Genomic DNA, 16604 nt, shown 5'->3' with positions numbered 1-16604 from the left:
CGTATTCCGCACCTCCCTCCCTGATGCACAAGGACCTGCATTCGTCATGCGCGCTGTCGCTTCCACTGCCCCAGCCCACCCCGCCGCGCCGTCGGCCGGCCGTCCGCGCGGCCCGCGGGCCAATCCGTGGCTGACCCTCGTCGCCGTGGCCTTCGGGCTGTTCATGGTCGGCCTCGACGGTTCCGTCGTGGCGATCGCCAATCCCGAGATCGGCCGTGACCTGGGGGCCTCCACGGCGGATCTCCAGTGGGTCACCAACGCGTACCTGCTGGCCCTCGCCGCGACGCTGATCCTCGGGGGCAAGCTCGGTGACCGCTTCGGGCGGCGCACCTTCTACCTCGTCGGCGTCGCCGGCTTCACCGCGGCCTCCGTCGCGATCGGACTGGCGGGTTCCATCGAGGGCGTCATCGCCTTCCGGGCCGTCCAGGGCTTCTTCGGCGCGCTGCTGATGCCCAACACCCTCGCCCTGCTGCGCGCCGTCTTCCCCCCGAAGAAGTTCGGCATGGCCGTCGGCATCTGGGCCATGGTCTCCTCCGTCTCCACAGCCCTCGGCCCCATCGTCGGCGGCCTGCTCGTCGAACACGTCACCTGGGAATCGGTCTTCTACATCAACGCCCCCATCGGCGTCGTCGCCCTCGTCTTCAGCGCCCTGGTCCTGCCCCAGAGCAAGAACTCCGCGGCCGTCGGCGAGAAGTTCGACCTGGTCGGCGTCGTGCTCCTCGCTCTCGGGCTGCTCGCCGTCGTCTTCGGCGTCGTCAAGGGGGAGACCTGGGGCTGGACGACGGCCGGCACCCTGGGCTGCGTCGTCGGCGGGGTGGTGGTCCTGCTGCTGTTCGGTCTGTGGGAGACCCGAGTGGTCTCGCCTCTGCTGCCCATGCGTCTCTTCCGCAACCGTGTGCTCGCCATCGGCGCGGTCATCACCGCGCTCAACTTCTTCGTCCTGCTCGGGGTGATCTTCTTCGTGATGATCTACCTCCAGAACGTGCGCGGCATGACCCCCGTCGAAGCGGGCGTCCGCACCCTGCCTCTCAGCCTCGCCTCCGTCATCGCCTCCCCGCTGGGTGCCGCGCTCACCGACCGCTTCGGGCCCCGGCTGACCATGCCGCTCGGCATGGCCCTGCAGGCGGTCGCCTGCTTCGCCATGCTCGGATGGAGCGCACACTCCTCGTACACGGCACTGTGGCCGCCGTTCGTCGCGCTCGGTCTCGGCATGGGCATGGTCATGGCGTCCTCTTCCGACGCCATCGTCGGCAACGCGCCCGTCAAGGACGGCGGCGTGGCCGGCGGCCTCCAGGCGACGGCCCTCCAGATCGGCGGAGCGCTGGGCACCTCCGTCCTCGTGTCACTCATCTCCGGCCGCGTCGACTCCACCCTTCAAGGCGAACTGGTCACCGCCGGCGTGCCCTTGCCCATGGCCGAGGGGCTGCGCGACGCGAAGGAAGCGGTCGCCATGGGCATCGCCCCCGTCTCCGAGGGGATGCCCGCCCCGCTCAGGGTGGCTGTCGCCGACGGCAGTCACCAGGCGTTCATGAACGGCGTGCACACCTCCGTCCTGGTCGCCGGCACCCTGTGCGTCCTCGCGGCGCTCCTCTCCGCGGCCGGCATACGTCGCTTTCCCCGCGCGGCCCGTCACTGAGGCCGACGGGCCTCCCGCCCGGCCGAACCGCTGCGAGGGGTCCGTGGGAACGGATCCCTCGCAGCGAGCGGGCGGTGTCCGCCCACTGAACGCCGTTGCGGCCGGGGCTCCCTCGGCGGCGAGTCCGTACCGTCCAGGCGCCGTGCGATCGGACCGGAGGCGTCGGGCAAGTCCTCCGCACCGCCGCCGTCATCGATTCCTGGCCCGGTGCGGACCCCGACAGCCCCGGGCATCTGGTGGATGGCCCCGCCACCCGCGCCACCTCGTCGAGCCTGCGGGCGGGGGCCTTTCGCGGCTGTCAGCAGGGGATGTTGAGCGTCATGCTGGAACCCTGGTAGTTGGTCTCGTACGCGTTCTGCACGCTGCCGTTGACCGTCCCGGAGTACCGGTACATGGTCACCCCTTCGTCCGACACCCACTCGCCCTCGTAGCTGAAGGTGACCTCGTACGATCGGATCTCGCTGTCCCACACGTCGCCGCACCCGACGTCGGCGGACGCGGTGCCCGCGCCCCCCAGCACCAGGCTCAGTCCGAGCAGGGCGGATGCGGCGATGCCGAGCGGCTTGGCCTTGAACGTCATGGTTCCCCCTTGGTCGGCGTCCCGCACCGTCTGCGCAGGGCGCGTGTGGAACGTACCTCGGAGGAATCGGCTCCGGGATGGGCAATTTACGCCACAGAAAGGTGAGAATCCGACATTCCGGATAGCGGCTCTCGCGTGGTGGGGCCTTGGAGCGACTCCCCCTGGACCTCCACCCCGGACCGCCGGCCCTCGGTCGGGCCGAGCAGGCGAGCAACGAGCCCACGACCCGCGCCCTCACCTACCGCAACACCGGCGACGCGGACGCGACCCTGAACCTGGCTCCCTGCATCTGCCGGCGATTCGTCCAAGACTGCCGCAACGCCAGCCGGCTTCAACGAGAAGTACGCGACAGAGTGTCCGTGACTTCCACAGGGCCGCGTGCGACTTCTCCCGGTGTGCCGAATCCTTTCGCTCACGGACGGTGAAGCCGGGCGTAGTTTTGGTCCGGTTTGGGGGCGGCAGAGTGGGGCAAGGAAGTCGTCCGACCTCACGGAGAGAAACACTTTGAAGAACAACAGGAAGGCGGGCGCCGCTGTGCGCGCCGCCCTCGCCGTGTCCGCAGCCTTCGCCCTCGCTCTGTCCGCCGCGGCGCCCGCCGCCGTGGCCGCCCCCGCCGCGGACCCTCACGGGCTCTCGTGCGAGAAGGGCAAGCACAACATCGACGACTACACCGGCTGGGCACTGTGCACCAATGTCGGGAGCGAGCCCATCACCTTCTGGGTCCACTTGATCTGTGGCTGGTCGCCCGACGCGGACGGTGAACAGATCCGCCTCGAGCCGGGCGACTCCGGCCAGTCGACCGCGCACTGTTCGAGCCTTGGCTCGGGGATCGGTGAGATCCAGGTCCACTCCTCCTGACGGCAGGCGCCGCAGAAGGGCGTACCCCCGGGCTGCCGCCCGGGGGTACGCCCTTTCCGCTGTGTGCCCGCAGCGCGCGGCATCGGCCTGGCGGGCGCCGCCGGATCGCACCGCGGTCCCCGGGCCGGAGCACGGGCCGAGGGTGCTGCCTCCTGGCCTCCCTGCGGAGGGGGACGGCTCCGGCGTCGGCAACTGCCGTCGTTGGCATAGCTCTTCGGCCTCGGCGGTGAGCTGGTTGGGCGCGCGTACGAGGGCGGCGCGGGTTGCCTGCAAGGGCGCCGCAGCCAGGAAGCAGGCGAGTTCGTCCGGCCTGGTGATGCTGCGGTGGGCGGGTATCCGCCGTTGGGACGCGGTCGTCGGCGCCGAGGTGTTCGGCACTGTAATCCTGCAGGTCATCGCGGTCCTCGACGGCTTCCCGCCGGCCTTTCGCCAGGAGACGCCGCAGTCCGTCCGGCGTGGAGTGCCCGACGAACTCGGACAGTTGCCAGGAGTTCTTGCGGCCGACCGGGCCGACCGGGCCGAGCACACCACGGACGTCGTCCCGCATCCGGCGCCTCGGCTCGCCCCGCGAGAAGCGATGCCCGACCCGCAGGAAGAGTCTTCCGGTTCCTGCCGCCGCGCACGAGCGGGTGTGTCGTCAACCGTACCGAGGGGCCGTCCAGCCCGATGCCCTGCCGGCCGGTACGAGCGGCTCGCGGCCCCGTTCCCGGAGAGCGAGCGTACGGGCGTCGGATGCCCGCGCGTCGGCTTCGGTGCACGGGAAGGCCCCGCGGGTCAGGGGACCGGCGGGGCCTTCCTTCGGGGGTTCGCCGTGCGGCGGCCTCCCCGGGCGTCAGAGCGGACGGGCGGGAGTGAGCAGTGTCAGGTCTCCATCGGCCTGCTCGCTTCTCAGCTCGGGCCGCGACCGCAGGAGCGTCCGCGTGAGCGGGTCGCGTGCGAGGACCCGGTCCGGGAAGACCGGTGTCCTGTCCCCGTCGTAGAGCACGGCCGAGTCCCACTCGGCGGGGTCACTGGCGCCCTGCCGGTCGACGATCACGGCGCGGGTCGGGACCGGCAGTGCCGTCGTCGCCGCGATGACGGCCGCCTCGACCGCGTCGGTCTGCTCGGGGGTGAGGCCGTCCAGCCACAAGGTCTGGATCTCGCAGCCGAGCGGTTCGTACAGGAACTCGTCGGTCACGTCGACGTCGGCGGAGAACCACCAGTTCACGGTGAGGGACGCGATGCGCAGGCCGAGCAGGCGGCCCAGCTCCTCCCCGCTCATGGGGACACCGTCGCCCTCGACGTCGAGCACGACGGCCGCGCCCCGCGCCGGGTGCGCGAGTGCGAGGCCGTGCGCCCCGAAGACCTCCGCCTGCTCGGCGAGGACCGGTGTGGCCGCCGACTCCCGGTACCACCGGATGAATCCGTCAGTCATGGCTAGCAGCTCGGCAGCGTGAAGATGTGGACATTGTCGTCTCCGAAGACCTTCTTGGCCTGCTTGATCGCCGACTCCGGGGTGTTGTCGGCCAGGTAGTAGACCGCCTTCACACCGGCCTCGTCGGCCGCGTACTTGTTGATCTTGAGGGCCTTTCCGAACTTGGCAGGATTGGCGGCCTTGGCGCCGCCGCCGACGTAGATGTACTCGCCGTTCGGCCCGATGACGTCGAGACCGCTGGATCCCACGTTGGGCATGACGATCTTGATGTCCTGGCCCTTGTCGTCCTTGGCCACCGTTCCGCCGACCAGCTTAGCGATGTACTCCTCGCGCTTGAGGCCAATGTTCTCCGCGTCGCCGCCGCCGGACCTCGTGGCGAACGCCCCGCGCGCGGCACCCGCCGACAGCGCGGCACTCCGCGCCGGACCGTTCTTCTTCTTGTCCGTCACGCACGCCGGAAGCTTCTTCCAGACGTCGTCGAGGATCTCCTCGCCCTTGTCGACGAGCTTCTTCGCCCGCGCCGACTTGTCGAGGAAGTCGTCGATGCCGAGGATGATCTTCCCGAGCTTCGGGAGCTTGCTGACCACCTTGGCGGCCTTCGCCCAGGGCAGGTTGGTGACGATCGCCCACAGACAGGTCGGGATGTCGGGGTCGTCCCAGCACTCCTTGATCTCCTCGGCGGCGAGTTCGACCAGCAGCTCCGCGCCGTTGTCCATCAGGTAGTCGAGCAGGTCCTGCTGCGCGAGTGCCTTGGCCGCCTCGTACTCCGCGACGCTGATGCCCGCCGCTTCGAGCGCCTTGCGCTCGGCCTCCTCCAGGGAGTAGCCGTCCCCCTTCTCCTTGCTCCTGGCGGCCTCCTCGCGGGCCTTGCGTTCCTGCTCGCGCTGGTACTCCTCGGCCCGCTCGGCCGCCGCCTCGGCCTCCTTGGCATGGGTGCCGGCGTTCTTGGCGGCGGTCTCGGCCGAGGTGGCGTGCTTCTCGGCGGAGTCCGCGAGCTCGGCGGCGTCGGCGGCGTCCTTCTCCGCCCGGGTCGCCGCGGTCTGCGCGAGGCCGGCTTCCTTCTCGGCCAGGGTGGCGGCGCCCGCGGCGGCCGCCGCGTGGTTCTCCGCTTCGGCGGCGGCGCCCCGTGCCCGCTGCGCCTCGGCCTCGGCCCGGGTCGCCGCGGTGCGTGCCGCCGCCGCGTCCGCGAAGGCCTGGTCGGCGGCCTGGCGGGCGAGCTTCGCGTCGGCCTGCGCCTGGGCGTCGGCCTGGTGGGCCCGTGCCGCGGCGGCCCGGGCCTTGGCGCCGTCCTCGGCGGCCTGGGCGGCGGACTTCATCGCGGCCGCCGACGAGCGCGCCGCGTCCGCGGAGGAACGGGCCGCCGCTGCCGCCGCCTTGAACGCGGGCGCCACCTGGGCGTTGGCGCGCGCCGCCGCGGCTTCGGCCGCCTCGGCGGCCTTGACCGCCTCGGTCGCCCGCGCCTCGGCCTTGGCGGTCTCTTCCTGCCCCATGGTCAGGGACGCCTTGGCCACCTCGGTGGCGAAGTCGGCGTTCACGTCCGCGCCGGTGAACGGTGCGGTGAGGAGGATCGCGGTGTTCGCCGGGTCGGCGATGCCGGCGGCGGTGGTGCGGGCGGACCCGGCGGCCTGCAGGGCGACGGTGGCCTGGAGGCGCGCCATCGCCGCTTCACGGGTGGCGCCTTCGGCTTCGTCCCGGGTGCGGTTGGCGGCCTGCAGGGCCTGGTTGGCGTGGACCGCGGCGAGGCCGGCCAGCCGGGCCGCTTCGTGGGCGGCGACGCCGGCGCGCGCCTCCTGCGCGGTGGCCTCGGCGGCCTTCGCGTCGGCCCGGTGCGCCGCGGCCCGGGTGGCGGCAGCCTCGGACTCGGCCCGGTTCGCCGCCGCGTTCGCCGCGAAGGCCGCGGCTTCGGCCCGGCCGGCGGCTGCGTCGGCCCGCGCGGCGTGCGCGGTGGCCTCGGCGGCCGCCGCCCGCGCCCGCCCGGCCGCACCGGCCGCCTCGATGGCCGCCGAACGCGCGCGCACCGCGGCGCCGGATGCCTGGTCGGCCGCGCCCCGGGCCGTACCGGCCGCCGTACCGGCGGCGTTCGCGGCGGAGCGCGCCTCGGTGGCCGCCGTGCGCGCGGCCTCCGCGTGCTCGGTGCCCTTCGCCTTGGCGGCCAGCGCCTCGGTCGCCTTCGCCCGGGCCTCCTCCGCCTTGTGGGCGCGTTCGGCCGTCACCGCCTTGTTGCGGGCGTCGCGGGCCTTGGTCTCCTCGCCCCGGGCCAGCTCGTCCGCCTTGGCGGCGATGCCCTCCTGCGTCTGCGCGGTGGCCCGCTTCTCCGCGGCCACGGCCGCGGCGGCCTGCGCGTCGGCCCGCTTCGCGGAGGCGGTCCGCGCCTCGGCCTCGGCACGCGCCCGTGCCTGGGCGGCCGCGTCGCGTTCCCGTTCGGCCCGTGCCCGCGCGGCCGCGGCGAGGTCACGCTCGCGCTCGGCTATCGCCCGCTGCTCGGCCGCGATCCTGGCCTGGCGCTGCGCCTCGATCCGCGCGTCACGGGTCTTCTTCGCATGGTCCCACGCCTGCTTCTCGGCCTGCTCGGCCTCGATCCGCGCCTTACGGGCCTTGCCCGCCGCGTCCGCCGCGATCGCGGCCTGCCTGGCCGCAGCCTCCGCGAGCCGGGCCGCCGCCTTGGCGTGCTGTTCGGCGTTGGCCCGCCACTTGGCGGCCTGCCGCGCGTGCAGTTCGGCCTGGTTCTTGGAGTTGAGCCCGGCCGCGTCGGCCGCCGTCGCGTCCACGGCGTGCTGTGCGGTCGCCGACGCCTTGGCCGCCGCGTCCGCCGCGGACGCGATGCCCGAGGCGACCTCCGACCACTGCACGCCGTGCGTCAGCCCGGTCTGGACCAGCACATCGGCCTGCACCTTGGCCTGGCCCGCCGCCACCTGCGCCTGCCGCGCGGCGTCCTCGGCGATACCGACCTGCCGGGCGATCTCCGTCTTCACCGGCGCGTAGTCGGACAGCCGCTTCCCGGCGCGGTCGGCGGCGAGCATCCGGTCGGCCTCACGGGACTGCGCGGCCGCCGAGTTCATCGCGTTCGCCGAGGTCTTCAGCGCCTTCACCGCGTTGCCGTGGGCGGCGATCAGCTTGGTACGGGCCTCGGCGGCGCGGGCGGTGTTCTCGGCCAGCTCACGCAGCCGCTGCGCCGCCTCCAGCGCCTCCTTCTGGGCCTTCTCGTGTGCCGCCCGGTCGTCCGCGTCCTTCTGCGCGGCGACCAGGTAGCCCGTCTCCAGGAACTCGGCGATGACCTTTTCGTCGCCCGTGGCCAGCGCGGCCTGCGCGGCCCGCTTCACCTCCGGACCGCCGACCGCGGCGAGCATCTCCACCCGCTTGCGGTTCTCCGCCGCGCGCTGCTGCTCGTTCTGTTCGGTGGCCTTGTCCCGCTGCCGCGCGATGTCGGCGCCGAACGCCAGGAAGTCGGCCCGGTCCTTGGCCGCGCCCTTCAGGGCCCGCTCGACCTCCGCGTTGAAGAACGGGCCGCCCGTACCGCGCATCGCCTCGATCCGGCGACGGTTGGTGATGTCGGCCGCGTCCCGTTCGTCCTTGGCGCGCTGCCGCGCCTCGGCCTCACCACGCTCCAGGAAGTCCCGGATCGCGTGAGGATCCGTGCTCGCCAACGCCTTCCTCGCGGCTTCGCGGACTTCCTCCTCCTCGTCGAACTCCGCGAAGTCCTCGACCAGTTGCCGATCGCGTGCCGCACTGATGTCGTCCAGCGCGGTGCGCGGCGCGGGCGCCGCCGTGGCGGCCGGCTTCGGCAGCCCGGCCGGCAGCCCGGCCGGCAGTCGGCCGGAGGAGACCGTGGCGTCCGCCCCGGTCCGGGTCGCGGCGCCGGCTTCCCCGGCCACACCGCCCAGGACGGCCAGCGCCATCACGGTGGAGACCGCCCTGCCCATCAGGCCGGGCACACGTCCGCGCCTTCTTCCGGCCCGCGGCCGGAACGTTCCCTTCACGGGAAACCCCTTCAACGAATCGATCGGTAAAGAAAATTCAACGAATTGGTCGGTAAAGAAAAGCGGCAAAGAAATCCCCCTGCCCTCGATGCGCGGGCAGGGGGAACGGGCCGGAGTCACGGCTCCGGCATCGGCGGCGGTACGGGCCCGGCGTCGGGACGGTACGGGCCCGGCATCGGCGGCGGTATGGGCCCGGCGAAGTGCGCGCCGGGCCCGTGGCGTCAGCCCTTGACGCGGTTCTCGCCGTCCCGGGCCCGGTCGGCCATGCCCTTCCAGAAGGCGGCCGTCTCACCGGCCTCCGTCCGCTCCTTGGCCCAGTCGCCCTGACGGGCCCCGGCGGGTGCGGAGATCTTCTCCCAGAGGCCGTCGGCGCTCTGCTCGGCCAGCCTGGCGATGTTCTGCCAGCTCTCCGCCTGCGTCCTGGCCGCGTCCTCCTCGGCCAGCCACGCCTGCCGCGCACGGTCCGCGTGACCGGCGACCGCCTGCCAGGCCGCTTCGGCCTCGGCACGCGCCTTCGCCGCGTCCGCCGAGGACTTCAACGCCTCCTCGGCGGCCACCGCCTGCACGATCAGCTGCGCCAGCAGGTGGTGGCGACGCACCTCGTCGTCCGCCACCCGCAGCCGGTACCCCTCCACGTCCAGTGCCGCGCCCGTCGCCCAGCCGTAGCCGAAGAACTCCGCGACGTCCGCGTCCGTGGAGCCGGGCCGCAGCGCCCACTGCGCCGCCACCCGCACCTGCTCCCCGGGGTCGCCCTCCGCGAGGGCCCGTACGAACGCGCGGTCCCGCTCGGCGATCTCCAGACGGTGCTCCGCGTCGGCCGCCCGCATGGCGCGGTCGCGCTGCTGCGCCTCCGCGTACCCGGTCCTCACGAACGCGGCCCGATCGGCGTCGGTACCCTTCAGCGCCCGCTCGGCGGCCGACCGCACCGCGGGGGAGAAGCCCGCCGGATGCGTGCTCACCACCCGCTCGCAGAACGCCCGGTTGCGCGACCGGGCGTCACGCAGGCGCCGCTTCGCCGCGTCGTAGCCGCCCCCGGGGGCCAGCCAGTCCGCGATCGCCGCGTCGCCGCGCGTACTGCGCAGCGCGTTCCACGCCGACGTACGGATCTCCGCGGGCAGCCCCGACTTGGCCAGCCGCAGGACGCGCGCCCGTGCCTCTTCCGCCGCGGCGGCCGCCACCAGCGCCGGCTGACCGGCTCCCGCCGGTTCGGGCCCGGCCGGGTCGGCGGCCACCGCCACGGCGTGCGCAGGGACGGCTGCCGGGTCGGCGCACACGCCGCCGGCGGCCAGCACGCCGACCACCAGTCCGGACACGGCCCAACTCCGACGTCTCACGCCGTGACCGGCGGATCCTGTCATCACTCTCGCTCCCCCCGTCGTTCGTCCCTCGGGTCAGGGCGCCAGCGGTGCGGAGATGCGCCAGATCGCCATGAGGACCGGCTGGGCCTCGCCCGGCTTGCCGCCGGGCAGGTCGAACGTCATCTTGGAGCGCGCGTAGACGGCCGTCGTCGTGGGCCCGAGCCAGTTCGTGGCCGTGCCGGCGGGCTGCGTGAAGTACATGCCACCGAACCTCTCCGGCATGGGGGCCTTGCGCGCACACCACGTGGCACTGTTCCGGAACGCCGCGCTGCGGTCGTCGGCGGCGACCTCCACGCGAAGACCGTCCTTCTCCGCCTTGCCGCTCTTCAGGTAGTGGCCGGGCTTGCGAACGGACTCGAAGGAGTAGCAGCCGGGCCGGCTCGCGAGGGACGGAACGACCACCCAGGTGGCGTCCTCGCGGTCGGCCAGGGAGCTCGCGGAGCCGATCGAGTCGCTGAGGACGACCTTCCCGCGGTCGGCGCTGGACTGGCGGGCGACGTCGCCGTTGCCGCGCACCTTCAGGGTCTGGCGCTTGAGCCGGTACTGGGTGTCGGCCTTCAGGAAGTGGGTGACGGCCTCGTCACTGCCGGCCAGCGCCTTCTTGGCGGCGGCGGCGAGATGCGGGTTGACCCCGCTGTTCTCCGCCGCGGCCTGGATCTGCAGGGCGAGCTTGCGGTTCGCCTCCGCGAGCTGCTTGCGCCGGTTCTCGTCGTCGCGCTTGTACGCGGCGTCGGCGCCGGTGTGGATGTACGCCTTCCACACGGCCGGGTCGGAGCTGAGCGTGGCGCGCTGCGCCTCGGCGTAGAGCTCGGAGCCCTTCAGGTCGGCGGGGGCCAGGCGCAGGAGCTCGCGGATGAAGTTGTCGTCGCTCAGCGCGAGCATGGCCGGGGAGGGCGTGACGCGGAACAGGGCGGCGGCGCTCTTGCGGGCCTCCTCCTCGTTGCGGCGCTCGGCCTCCTTGCGGTTCTTCTCCTCCAGCTCCTTCAACTCGTTGGCCACGTCGCGCTTGTGGGCCTCGCGGGCGCCGTTGACGATGAACTCGTGCCAGTCCGCCGCCTCGCCGAGCAGTGCCTGCAGTGCCGCGGCCCGCACTTCGGGACCGGACGCGGTGTGCCGGGCGACGGCCCGGATGAAGTTGTCGTCGCCGAGGGCGAGGAGCTCCGGGGTGCTGGGGATGCCGATGGCGAGCAGGAGCTGGGACTTGGCCAGCCGGTTCGCCCGCTCGGCCTCGGCCTTCTCCCGCTCGCGCTGCTGGTCGAGTTTGTACGCCTCGTGGATGCCGGTCGCGATGAACCGCACGTGGTCGTCCTCGACGGTGCTGGCCATGGCCTGCTCGGCGGCGGTGCGCACCGCGTCCAGCTTCTCTCCCGCGTCGCTGGCCTTCTGCCACAGCGCGTGGATGAAGTCGTAGTCGCTGAGCAGGAGCACGTCGGCGGTGGGGTCGAGCCGGACCACGGCCGCGGCCTCGACACGCTGGTCGTCGGTCGTCCCGATGCCCGCGGCGCGGGCGGCGACGTCCGCTGTCGCGGGGGTGCTGTCGGCGACGGCCCCCGGCGCGACGGCACCGGTGACGGCCGCGAGGGCGGTGGCGGTCGTGAGGCCGCGCGTCACAATGCGCCGCATACGCGCGGGAGTGCTGTTCTTGCTGTTCATGGTCGTGCGAAAACCCCCTCTGCCGCCGAGTCGGCGGCGGCTGTACATGAGAAAAACGGCAGCGGGTACCGCGTGGTCGTCGCGGTGGTCGGTCGTGTGCGCCGCCATGTGGAACGAGGTGAGCCGGGACGTGAAGTCGCTCAGCCATCAAGGGACGTGACGGTCCATCACAATCCCGGAGGCGAGGAAGAACGACGACGGTGTGTCGGAGGAACACCGAAGTGTCAGCGGGAAAGGCACGCCGCCGCGCGATGATTCGGAGATCCACTCCGGCGACGTCTCACAATTCCCCCTGCTGCACTGATGAAACACCCTGGGGCGCCCGGTCCGGCGAAGCATGGTCAGTGCCTCGTCGATCCCCTCCGGCACGCTGCCCGGTCACGCTGTTCATAACGAACCTAACCCGCGCATGCCGACCCACGCAATGATCTTCCTGACGCAGTGGCGCATGTCGCATACGGTGGGGCAAATTCCGCTTTGGCGGCGCAGTCGGCCGCACGCGCACACGATCCGCCGGACAGCCACCGGTGCTGAACAGGTCCTCGGCCACCTCGACGCGTTCGTCCTCGCGTCCGCGTGCCTGTTTCGACGAAAGCGACGGGGAAGGCCGGTACTGGTGCGGGGGCGAGGGCCGCCCGCTCGTCACGGCTGCGGATGGAAACCCCGTAGCGGTTCCGCTGTCAGTCGCCGCCACCACCGCCTCCGCCGAAACCACCTCCCTCCGCACCGCTGTCCGTGCCGTGACCGCGGCCGTCGTCGTCGAGGGCTTTGCCCATGCGGATCAGGGTGCGTCCGAGGCCGTCAGGTACGGGGTGGGCGGCGAGCGGCCCGCGTCGGGCGGAGCCGGGAACGAAGGCGGCGGGGCCGTGAAGCGCGTACGCGGGTACCTGCCCCGCCGAGGCCGCGGCCGCGAGACATCGCCGTCCTGCTCGGGTGGGCTTCCGTCCCCATCGGCGCACCAGGCCCAGGGAGACGAGGCGGCGAGCGACGTCGTCGACCTCGGAAGAGTGCCTGACGGCCTCGATCACCTCCCGAACCGGCTTGCTACGCGGGCAGGCGACGATGACGGCGCGCTCCACTGGGTGTTCGGGGCGTTCCTCGCCGATGACACGCAGGCGGGCTGCGCCCAGGGAGAGCGTCCCGCGCTCGGTGAGGGACACAACCGCACTCTCCGCGACCCGTAGACCCCCGCCGGCCAGGTACGCGTACTCGTACGGGTCCAGGCCCTCGCCGCCACGGTCCGCTCCTCCGCGCCGGAACATCCCCGTCATCCCGTGTCCCCCTCTCACACCCGTACGGATCCGTCGGACGGGTGTGGCCCCCATGATCGCGCCGACACTGCCGCACCGGCCGGCCTCAACCCACGTTCAGAGCTTCTTCTGAGCTTCAGGACGCCAGAGACAGCGGCCTCCGAGCCCAGAAGTCAGTCGTGGCGCTTCCTCAGAGGGGATGAGGGGACGGGACCTCGGCCGCCGTGCCTTTCGCCCTGCCGCGCACCTCACGCGTCAGGTGCTGCTCGACGCCGATCGCAGGGCTGTTCCTTGTTTCCAGGGTGGATTCGCACCGGGGACCGAGCAGGTCAGGGCGGCAGCGTGGGCGGCGAAGGAGCAGGCGTCGGCAGCGTCGTCGAGGGTCAGTGTGTCGAGTCGGCCGCCAAGGTGTCCGAGGGCGGCGAGACGGTGAAGGAGGCCTGCGGTGAAGGAGTCCCCCGCGCCGACGGTGTCGACCACGGTGACAGGAGGGGCCGTGACGGTGACGCGCGTGCCGTCGAGCGACGCGAGGGCGCCGTTCTTGCCGAGGGTGATGACGACGAGGCGGGCCCCGGCTTCATGCCAGGTGTCGCACGCCTCGTCGAGACGGGTGTCCGGGGCGAGGAGGGCGCAGTCGTCCTCGCTGAGGCGGAGTATGTCGGCGACGGCGCACCAGTGAGGGAGCCGTTCGCGGTAGGCGGAGGGCGCCACGAGCAGGGGGCGGACGTTGGGGTCGATGGACACGGTGGCGTGCCGGCGTACCCGCGCGAGGTGGTCCTCGATGCGACCGCCGCCGGGCCGGCGGACGAGGGCGAGGGAGCCTGTGTGCAGGCAGACCGCTTCGTCGTTCCGCGTCGAGGCGAGTTCGCTGTCGGTCCACTGCCAGTCGGCGGCGCCGTCGGCGTAGAAGGTGTAGGCGGCCTGGCCGGACGCGTCGAGGTCGGCGACGGCAAGCGTGCTGGGCTCGGAGGCGGTCACACTGGCGCGCAGGTCGACGCCGGAGGCGCGGAGACGGGCGCGGAAGAGGGCGCCGAACGCGTCGTCGGAGAGGCGTCCGAGGAAGCGGGTGGGGGTGCCGAGCCGGGCGAGAGCGACGGCGGTGTTGGCCGGGCCCCCTCCCGGCAGCGCCCGCAGGACCAGCCCGTCGGGATCGGACCGATCGTGGTCCTCGAAGATGTCGGCGACGCACTCGCCGAGGACGTCGACGCTGCCGGGAGACCCGGGTCGAGCCATGGTGACTTTCTGCCTCTCAGGGAGGGGCGCGGGGCTGTCGCCCCGCGCCACGGAACGCAGCCCGGGACGCCGCGGAGGCGTGGGGTACTGCGGTGGACGTAGGTGCCGCACACGGTGCGGTGCGCGGGCGCACGGCCTGTCCGCGTGCGGCTGGGCCGGTCTTTCAGGTGTGAGGACGAGAGGGTGGGCCGCGCACCGGGCCGGCGTCCCGGGCTTGCGCCCCCTGATCAAGCGCCCTGCGTGCCCCGGCCCGCCGGCTGCGCTTCCCGCAGATGACCAGTTGCGGTCAGGTTCCAGGCCGAAACGGCGAACTCGCTGCGCCCTGTCCCTGTCGTCCGGGCCTGCAGCCGCCACGTTCCGTCGGTGGACGGGTAGAACCGCAGGGTGAGGACCTGTTCGTCGGCCAGGTACACCTCCGCTATCGAGCGGTCCACGATCACGCGGAGCTCGACGCGGGCGTGGGCGCGTGCCGCGGCCGGGCACGGCGCGGTGTACGTACCGCCCTGGGCCCGGGTGTCCCGTGAGGCGTGGTCGCGGTCGACGACGAGGCGGCCCGCCGTGGGGTCGAGGCTGATGTCGAGGTACTCGGAACCGTCGGCCGAGGTGACCAGGCGCAGCCCGCTCGTACCGGTGGTGTCCGGGACGAGGGCGGCGGTGAGGTCGAAGGTGCGGCCGACCTGGCCGAGTTCGAGCGGTTCGGTCCGTGTGACGTGCCCGGTTCCGTGCAGGATCCGCGGGCCGCGCAGGGCCAGCAGTTCGCGGGCGGGGCGCTGGACGACCGCGCCGTCGGCGGCGAGGCCGACCTCGCGGGGGAGGGTGAGGACGCCTGCCCAGCCCGCTTCGTGCGCCCAGGCGTCGTCCCGGGCCTCCCAGGCCCATCCCCACATGAGCCAGCGGTCTTCGCCGGGGGCCTTCAGCAGCGCGGGGGCGTAGAAGTCGGGGCCGTGGTCCAGCGGCATCAGGGGCGTGGCCGCTTCGAAACGTCCTTCGTTCTCCCGGCCGATGACGACGCTGGTGTGGCTGGGGCCACCCTGCGGGGTCCAGTCGCTGAGGATCAGGGCGCTTCGGTCGCCGAAGGTGGCGTACTGGGGGCACTCCCAGCCGATCGGCCCCGTGCCGGCGTCAGCACCGCTGGTGTGGAACGGGCCGCGGTACGTCCAGCGCTCCAGGTCGTCGGACTCGTACAGCAGCGCCGCGGCACGGCCGTCGTCGAGGGCGGAGCCGACCAGCATCCGCCAACGCTCGTCCTGCCGCCAGACATACGGGTCCCGGTACATGGTGGTGCCGGCGGGGGGTTCGGGGATGAGCGGGTGGGGGCGTTTGGTCCAGGTGTGGCCGTCGTCGTAGGACTCGGCCGTGGTGACCGGCTGCCACCAGCGGTCGTGGCGGTGGGCGGAGTAGAAGGCCACCATGCGGTCGTCGACGGAGACGGCGTTGCCGGAGAAGCAGCCGTCGGCGTCGTGGCCGCCGGGCGTGGGGGCGAGGGCGACGGGGAGGGGTTCCCAGGTGAGCAGGTCGGGGCTGCGGTAGTGGCCCCAGTGCATGTGGGCGTGCTGGGGGCCGTGCGGGTTGTACTGGAAGAAGATGTGGTAGTGGCCGTCGTGGAAGACGAGACCGTTGGGGTCGTTGATCCAGTTGCGGGGCGGCCGCAGGTGGACGGCGGGCAGGTGGGGGTCGGTAGGCGACGCGGACACACGGGGCCTTTCTCAGGGCGTGCGGAGCACACGGAAGTCGTGAGGGCGTGGCGGAGCCGTCGGTGCGGGGCGGAGGGTCAGCCCTTGACGCCGGTGGAGGCGATGCTGTTGACGAACGACTTCTGGAACGCCACGAACAGGGCGAGGATCGGCACGGTGATCATGGAGGAGTAGGCCATGATCTGGCCCCAGCCCACGTTGAGCTGGAAGAAGTAGGAGATGCCGACCATCACCGGGCGCAGTTCCTCGCTCTGGACGACCATGAGCGGCCACAGGTAGGAGTTCCAGGCGGGCAGGAAGGTGAGGATGGCGACGGTGGCGACGGCCGGGCCGGACAACGGCATCACGATGCGCCGGTAGACGGTGAACCAGCCGGCGCCGTCCATGACCGCCGCTTCGTCGAGTTCCTTGGGGATGCTCTGGAAGAACTGGTGGAAGAAGAAGATCGAGAAGGCGTTGGCGACGAACGGCAGGATCTGCACCTGGTAGGTGTCCATCCAGCCGGTGGTCCACTCCAGCTGGAAGCCGTTCACGCGCAGCAGCGGCAGCTGGTTGACCCACCACACGAGCGGCAGCGCGAAGGTCTCGAAGGGCACGATCAGGGTGGCGATGACCGTGGTCAGGACGACCTTGCGCCCTGACCACCGCATCCGGGCGAGCGCGAAGGCGGCCAGGCTGTTGACGATGATGCCGAGGACCACGGTGATCGACGAGATCAGTACCGAGTTCAGCAGGAACCGTGCCGCGGGGACCCGGTCGAACATGCCGGTGTAGTTGTCCAGCGAGAGGGCTCCGACCGGCAGGAAGGCGCTCACCGAGCCCAGGTCGCCGAAGATCTGGTCGTCCGTCTTGAACGACGAGACCAGCATGAAGACGAGCGGGAGCGCGAAGACCAGGGCCAGGACGACGCGGCCGGCGTGACCGCCGAGTCGCTTGAGGAGGGAGGTCATG

Annotated in this window: 11 protein-coding genes; 2 read left to right on the top strand and 9 right to left on the bottom strand. The window is 72.4% G+C overall.

The window, feature by feature from the left end:
* Window positions 1-46 precede the first annotated feature (46 nt).
* Complete coding sequence (locus ABZ621_RS31460; protein ID WP_360609845.1) at window positions 47-1636, top strand: MFS transporter; 1590 nt, start codon at window positions 47-49, stop codon at window positions 1634-1636.
* A gap of 298 nt (window positions 1637-1934) precedes the next feature.
* On the opposite strand, the gene ABZ621_RS31455 is transcribed toward ABZ621_RS31460, so the two are convergent.
* Window positions 1935-2216, bottom strand: coding sequence for a hypothetical protein (locus ABZ621_RS31455; RefSeq protein WP_360609844.1), 282 nt, complete (start codon window positions 2214-2216; stop codon window positions 1935-1937).
* 552 nt (window positions 2217-2768) lie between these two features.
* On the opposite strand from ABZ621_RS31455, the gene ABZ621_RS31450 reads away from it, so the two are divergent.
* Complete coding sequence (locus ABZ621_RS31450) at window positions 2769-3074, top strand: hypothetical protein (RefSeq protein ID WP_360609934.1); 306 nt, start codon at window positions 2769-2771, stop codon at window positions 3072-3074.
* A gap of 832 nt (window positions 3075-3906) precedes the next feature.
* On the opposite strand, the gene ABZ621_RS31445 is transcribed toward ABZ621_RS31450, so the two are convergent.
* The 8 genes from ABZ621_RS31445 to ABZ621_RS31410 all read right to left on the bottom strand — a co-directional run bounded on the left by ABZ621_RS31445 (window position 3907) and on the right by ABZ621_RS31410 (window position 16603).
* The gene (locus tag ABZ621_RS31445) at window positions 3907-4488 is read right to left on the bottom strand and encodes a hypothetical protein (protein ID WP_360609843.1); all 582 of its coding nucleotides are present in this window, start codon (window positions 4486-4488) and stop codon (window positions 3907-3909) included.
* 2 nt (window positions 4489-4490) lie between these two features.
* A complete protein-coding gene (locus ABZ621_RS31440; RefSeq protein WP_360609842.1) occupies window positions 4491-8420 on the bottom strand; it encodes a hypothetical protein in 3930 nt (1309 codons plus the stop codon).
* 266 nt (window positions 8421-8686) lie between these two features.
* Complete coding sequence (locus tag ABZ621_RS31435; protein ID WP_360609841.1) at window positions 8687-9778, bottom strand: ALF repeat-containing protein; 1092 nt, start codon at window positions 9776-9778, stop codon at window positions 8687-8689.
* A gap of 78 nt (window positions 9779-9856) precedes the next feature.
* On the bottom strand, window positions 9857-11446 hold the full coding sequence (locus ABZ621_RS31430; RefSeq protein ID WP_360609840.1) for an AbfB domain-containing protein: 1590 nt from the start codon (window positions 11444-11446) through the stop codon (window positions 9857-9859).
* Window positions 11447-12156: 710 nt separating this feature from the next.
* Window positions 12157-12747, bottom strand: coding sequence for a TIGR04222 domain-containing membrane protein (locus ABZ621_RS31425; RefSeq protein ID WP_360609839.1), 591 nt, complete (start codon window positions 12745-12747; stop codon window positions 12157-12159).
* A 234-nt stretch (window positions 12748-12981) separates the two neighbouring features.
* Window positions 12982-13959 (bottom strand): carbohydrate kinase, encoded by a 978-nt coding sequence (locus tag ABZ621_RS31420; RefSeq protein WP_360609838.1) that lies wholly within the window; start codon window positions 13957-13959, stop codon window positions 12982-12984.
* A 227-nt stretch (window positions 13960-14186) separates the two neighbouring features.
* Entirely contained in the window at window positions 14187-15653 is a 1467-nt protein-coding gene (locus ABZ621_RS31415; protein WP_360609837.1) for a glycoside hydrolase family 32 protein, read from the bottom strand.
* 77 nt (window positions 15654-15730) lie between these two features.
* Window positions 15731-16603, bottom strand: coding sequence for a carbohydrate ABC transporter permease (locus ABZ621_RS31410; protein WP_360609836.1), 873 nt, complete (start codon window positions 16601-16603; stop codon window positions 15731-15733).
* Window position 16604: the final 1 nt, after the last annotated feature.

Source organism: Streptomyces sp. NPDC007863 (assembly GCF_040633895.1).
Lineage (GTDB): Bacteria > Actinomycetota > Actinomycetes > Streptomycetales > Streptomycetaceae > Streptomyces.
The sequence above is the reverse complement of the archived record's forward strand: the minus strand, read 5'-3'. Positions and strand labels throughout refer to the sequence as shown.

Excerpts from the sequence above, each read along its gene's own strand:
- ABZ621_RS31460 (WP_360609845.1), top strand. The coding sequence starts at position 47 with ATGCGCGCTGTCGCTTCCACTGCCCCAGCCCACCCCGCCGCGCCGTCG.
- ABZ621_RS31455 (WP_360609844.1), bottom strand. The coding sequence starts at position 2,216 with ATGACGTTCAAGGCCAAGCCGCTCGGCATCGCCGCATCCGCCCTGCTC.
- ABZ621_RS31445 (WP_360609843.1), bottom strand. The coding sequence starts at position 4,488 with ATGACTGACGGATTCATCCGGTGGTACCGGGAGTCGGCGGCCACACCG.
- ABZ621_RS31430 (WP_360609840.1), bottom strand. The coding sequence starts at position 11,446 with ATGCGGCGCATTGTGACGCGCGGCCTCACGACCGCCACCGCCCTCGCG.
- ABZ621_RS31425 (WP_360609839.1), bottom strand. The coding sequence starts at position 12,747 with ATGACGGGGATGTTCCGGCGCGGAGGAGCGGACCGTGGCGGCGAGGGC.
- ABZ621_RS31420 (WP_360609838.1), bottom strand. The coding sequence starts at position 13,959 with ATGGCTCGACCCGGGTCTCCCGGCAGCGTCGACGTCCTCGGCGAGTGC.
- ABZ621_RS31410 (WP_360609836.1), bottom strand. The coding sequence starts at position 16,603 with ATGACCTCCCTCCTCAAGCGACTCGGCGGTCACGCCGGCCGCGTCGTC.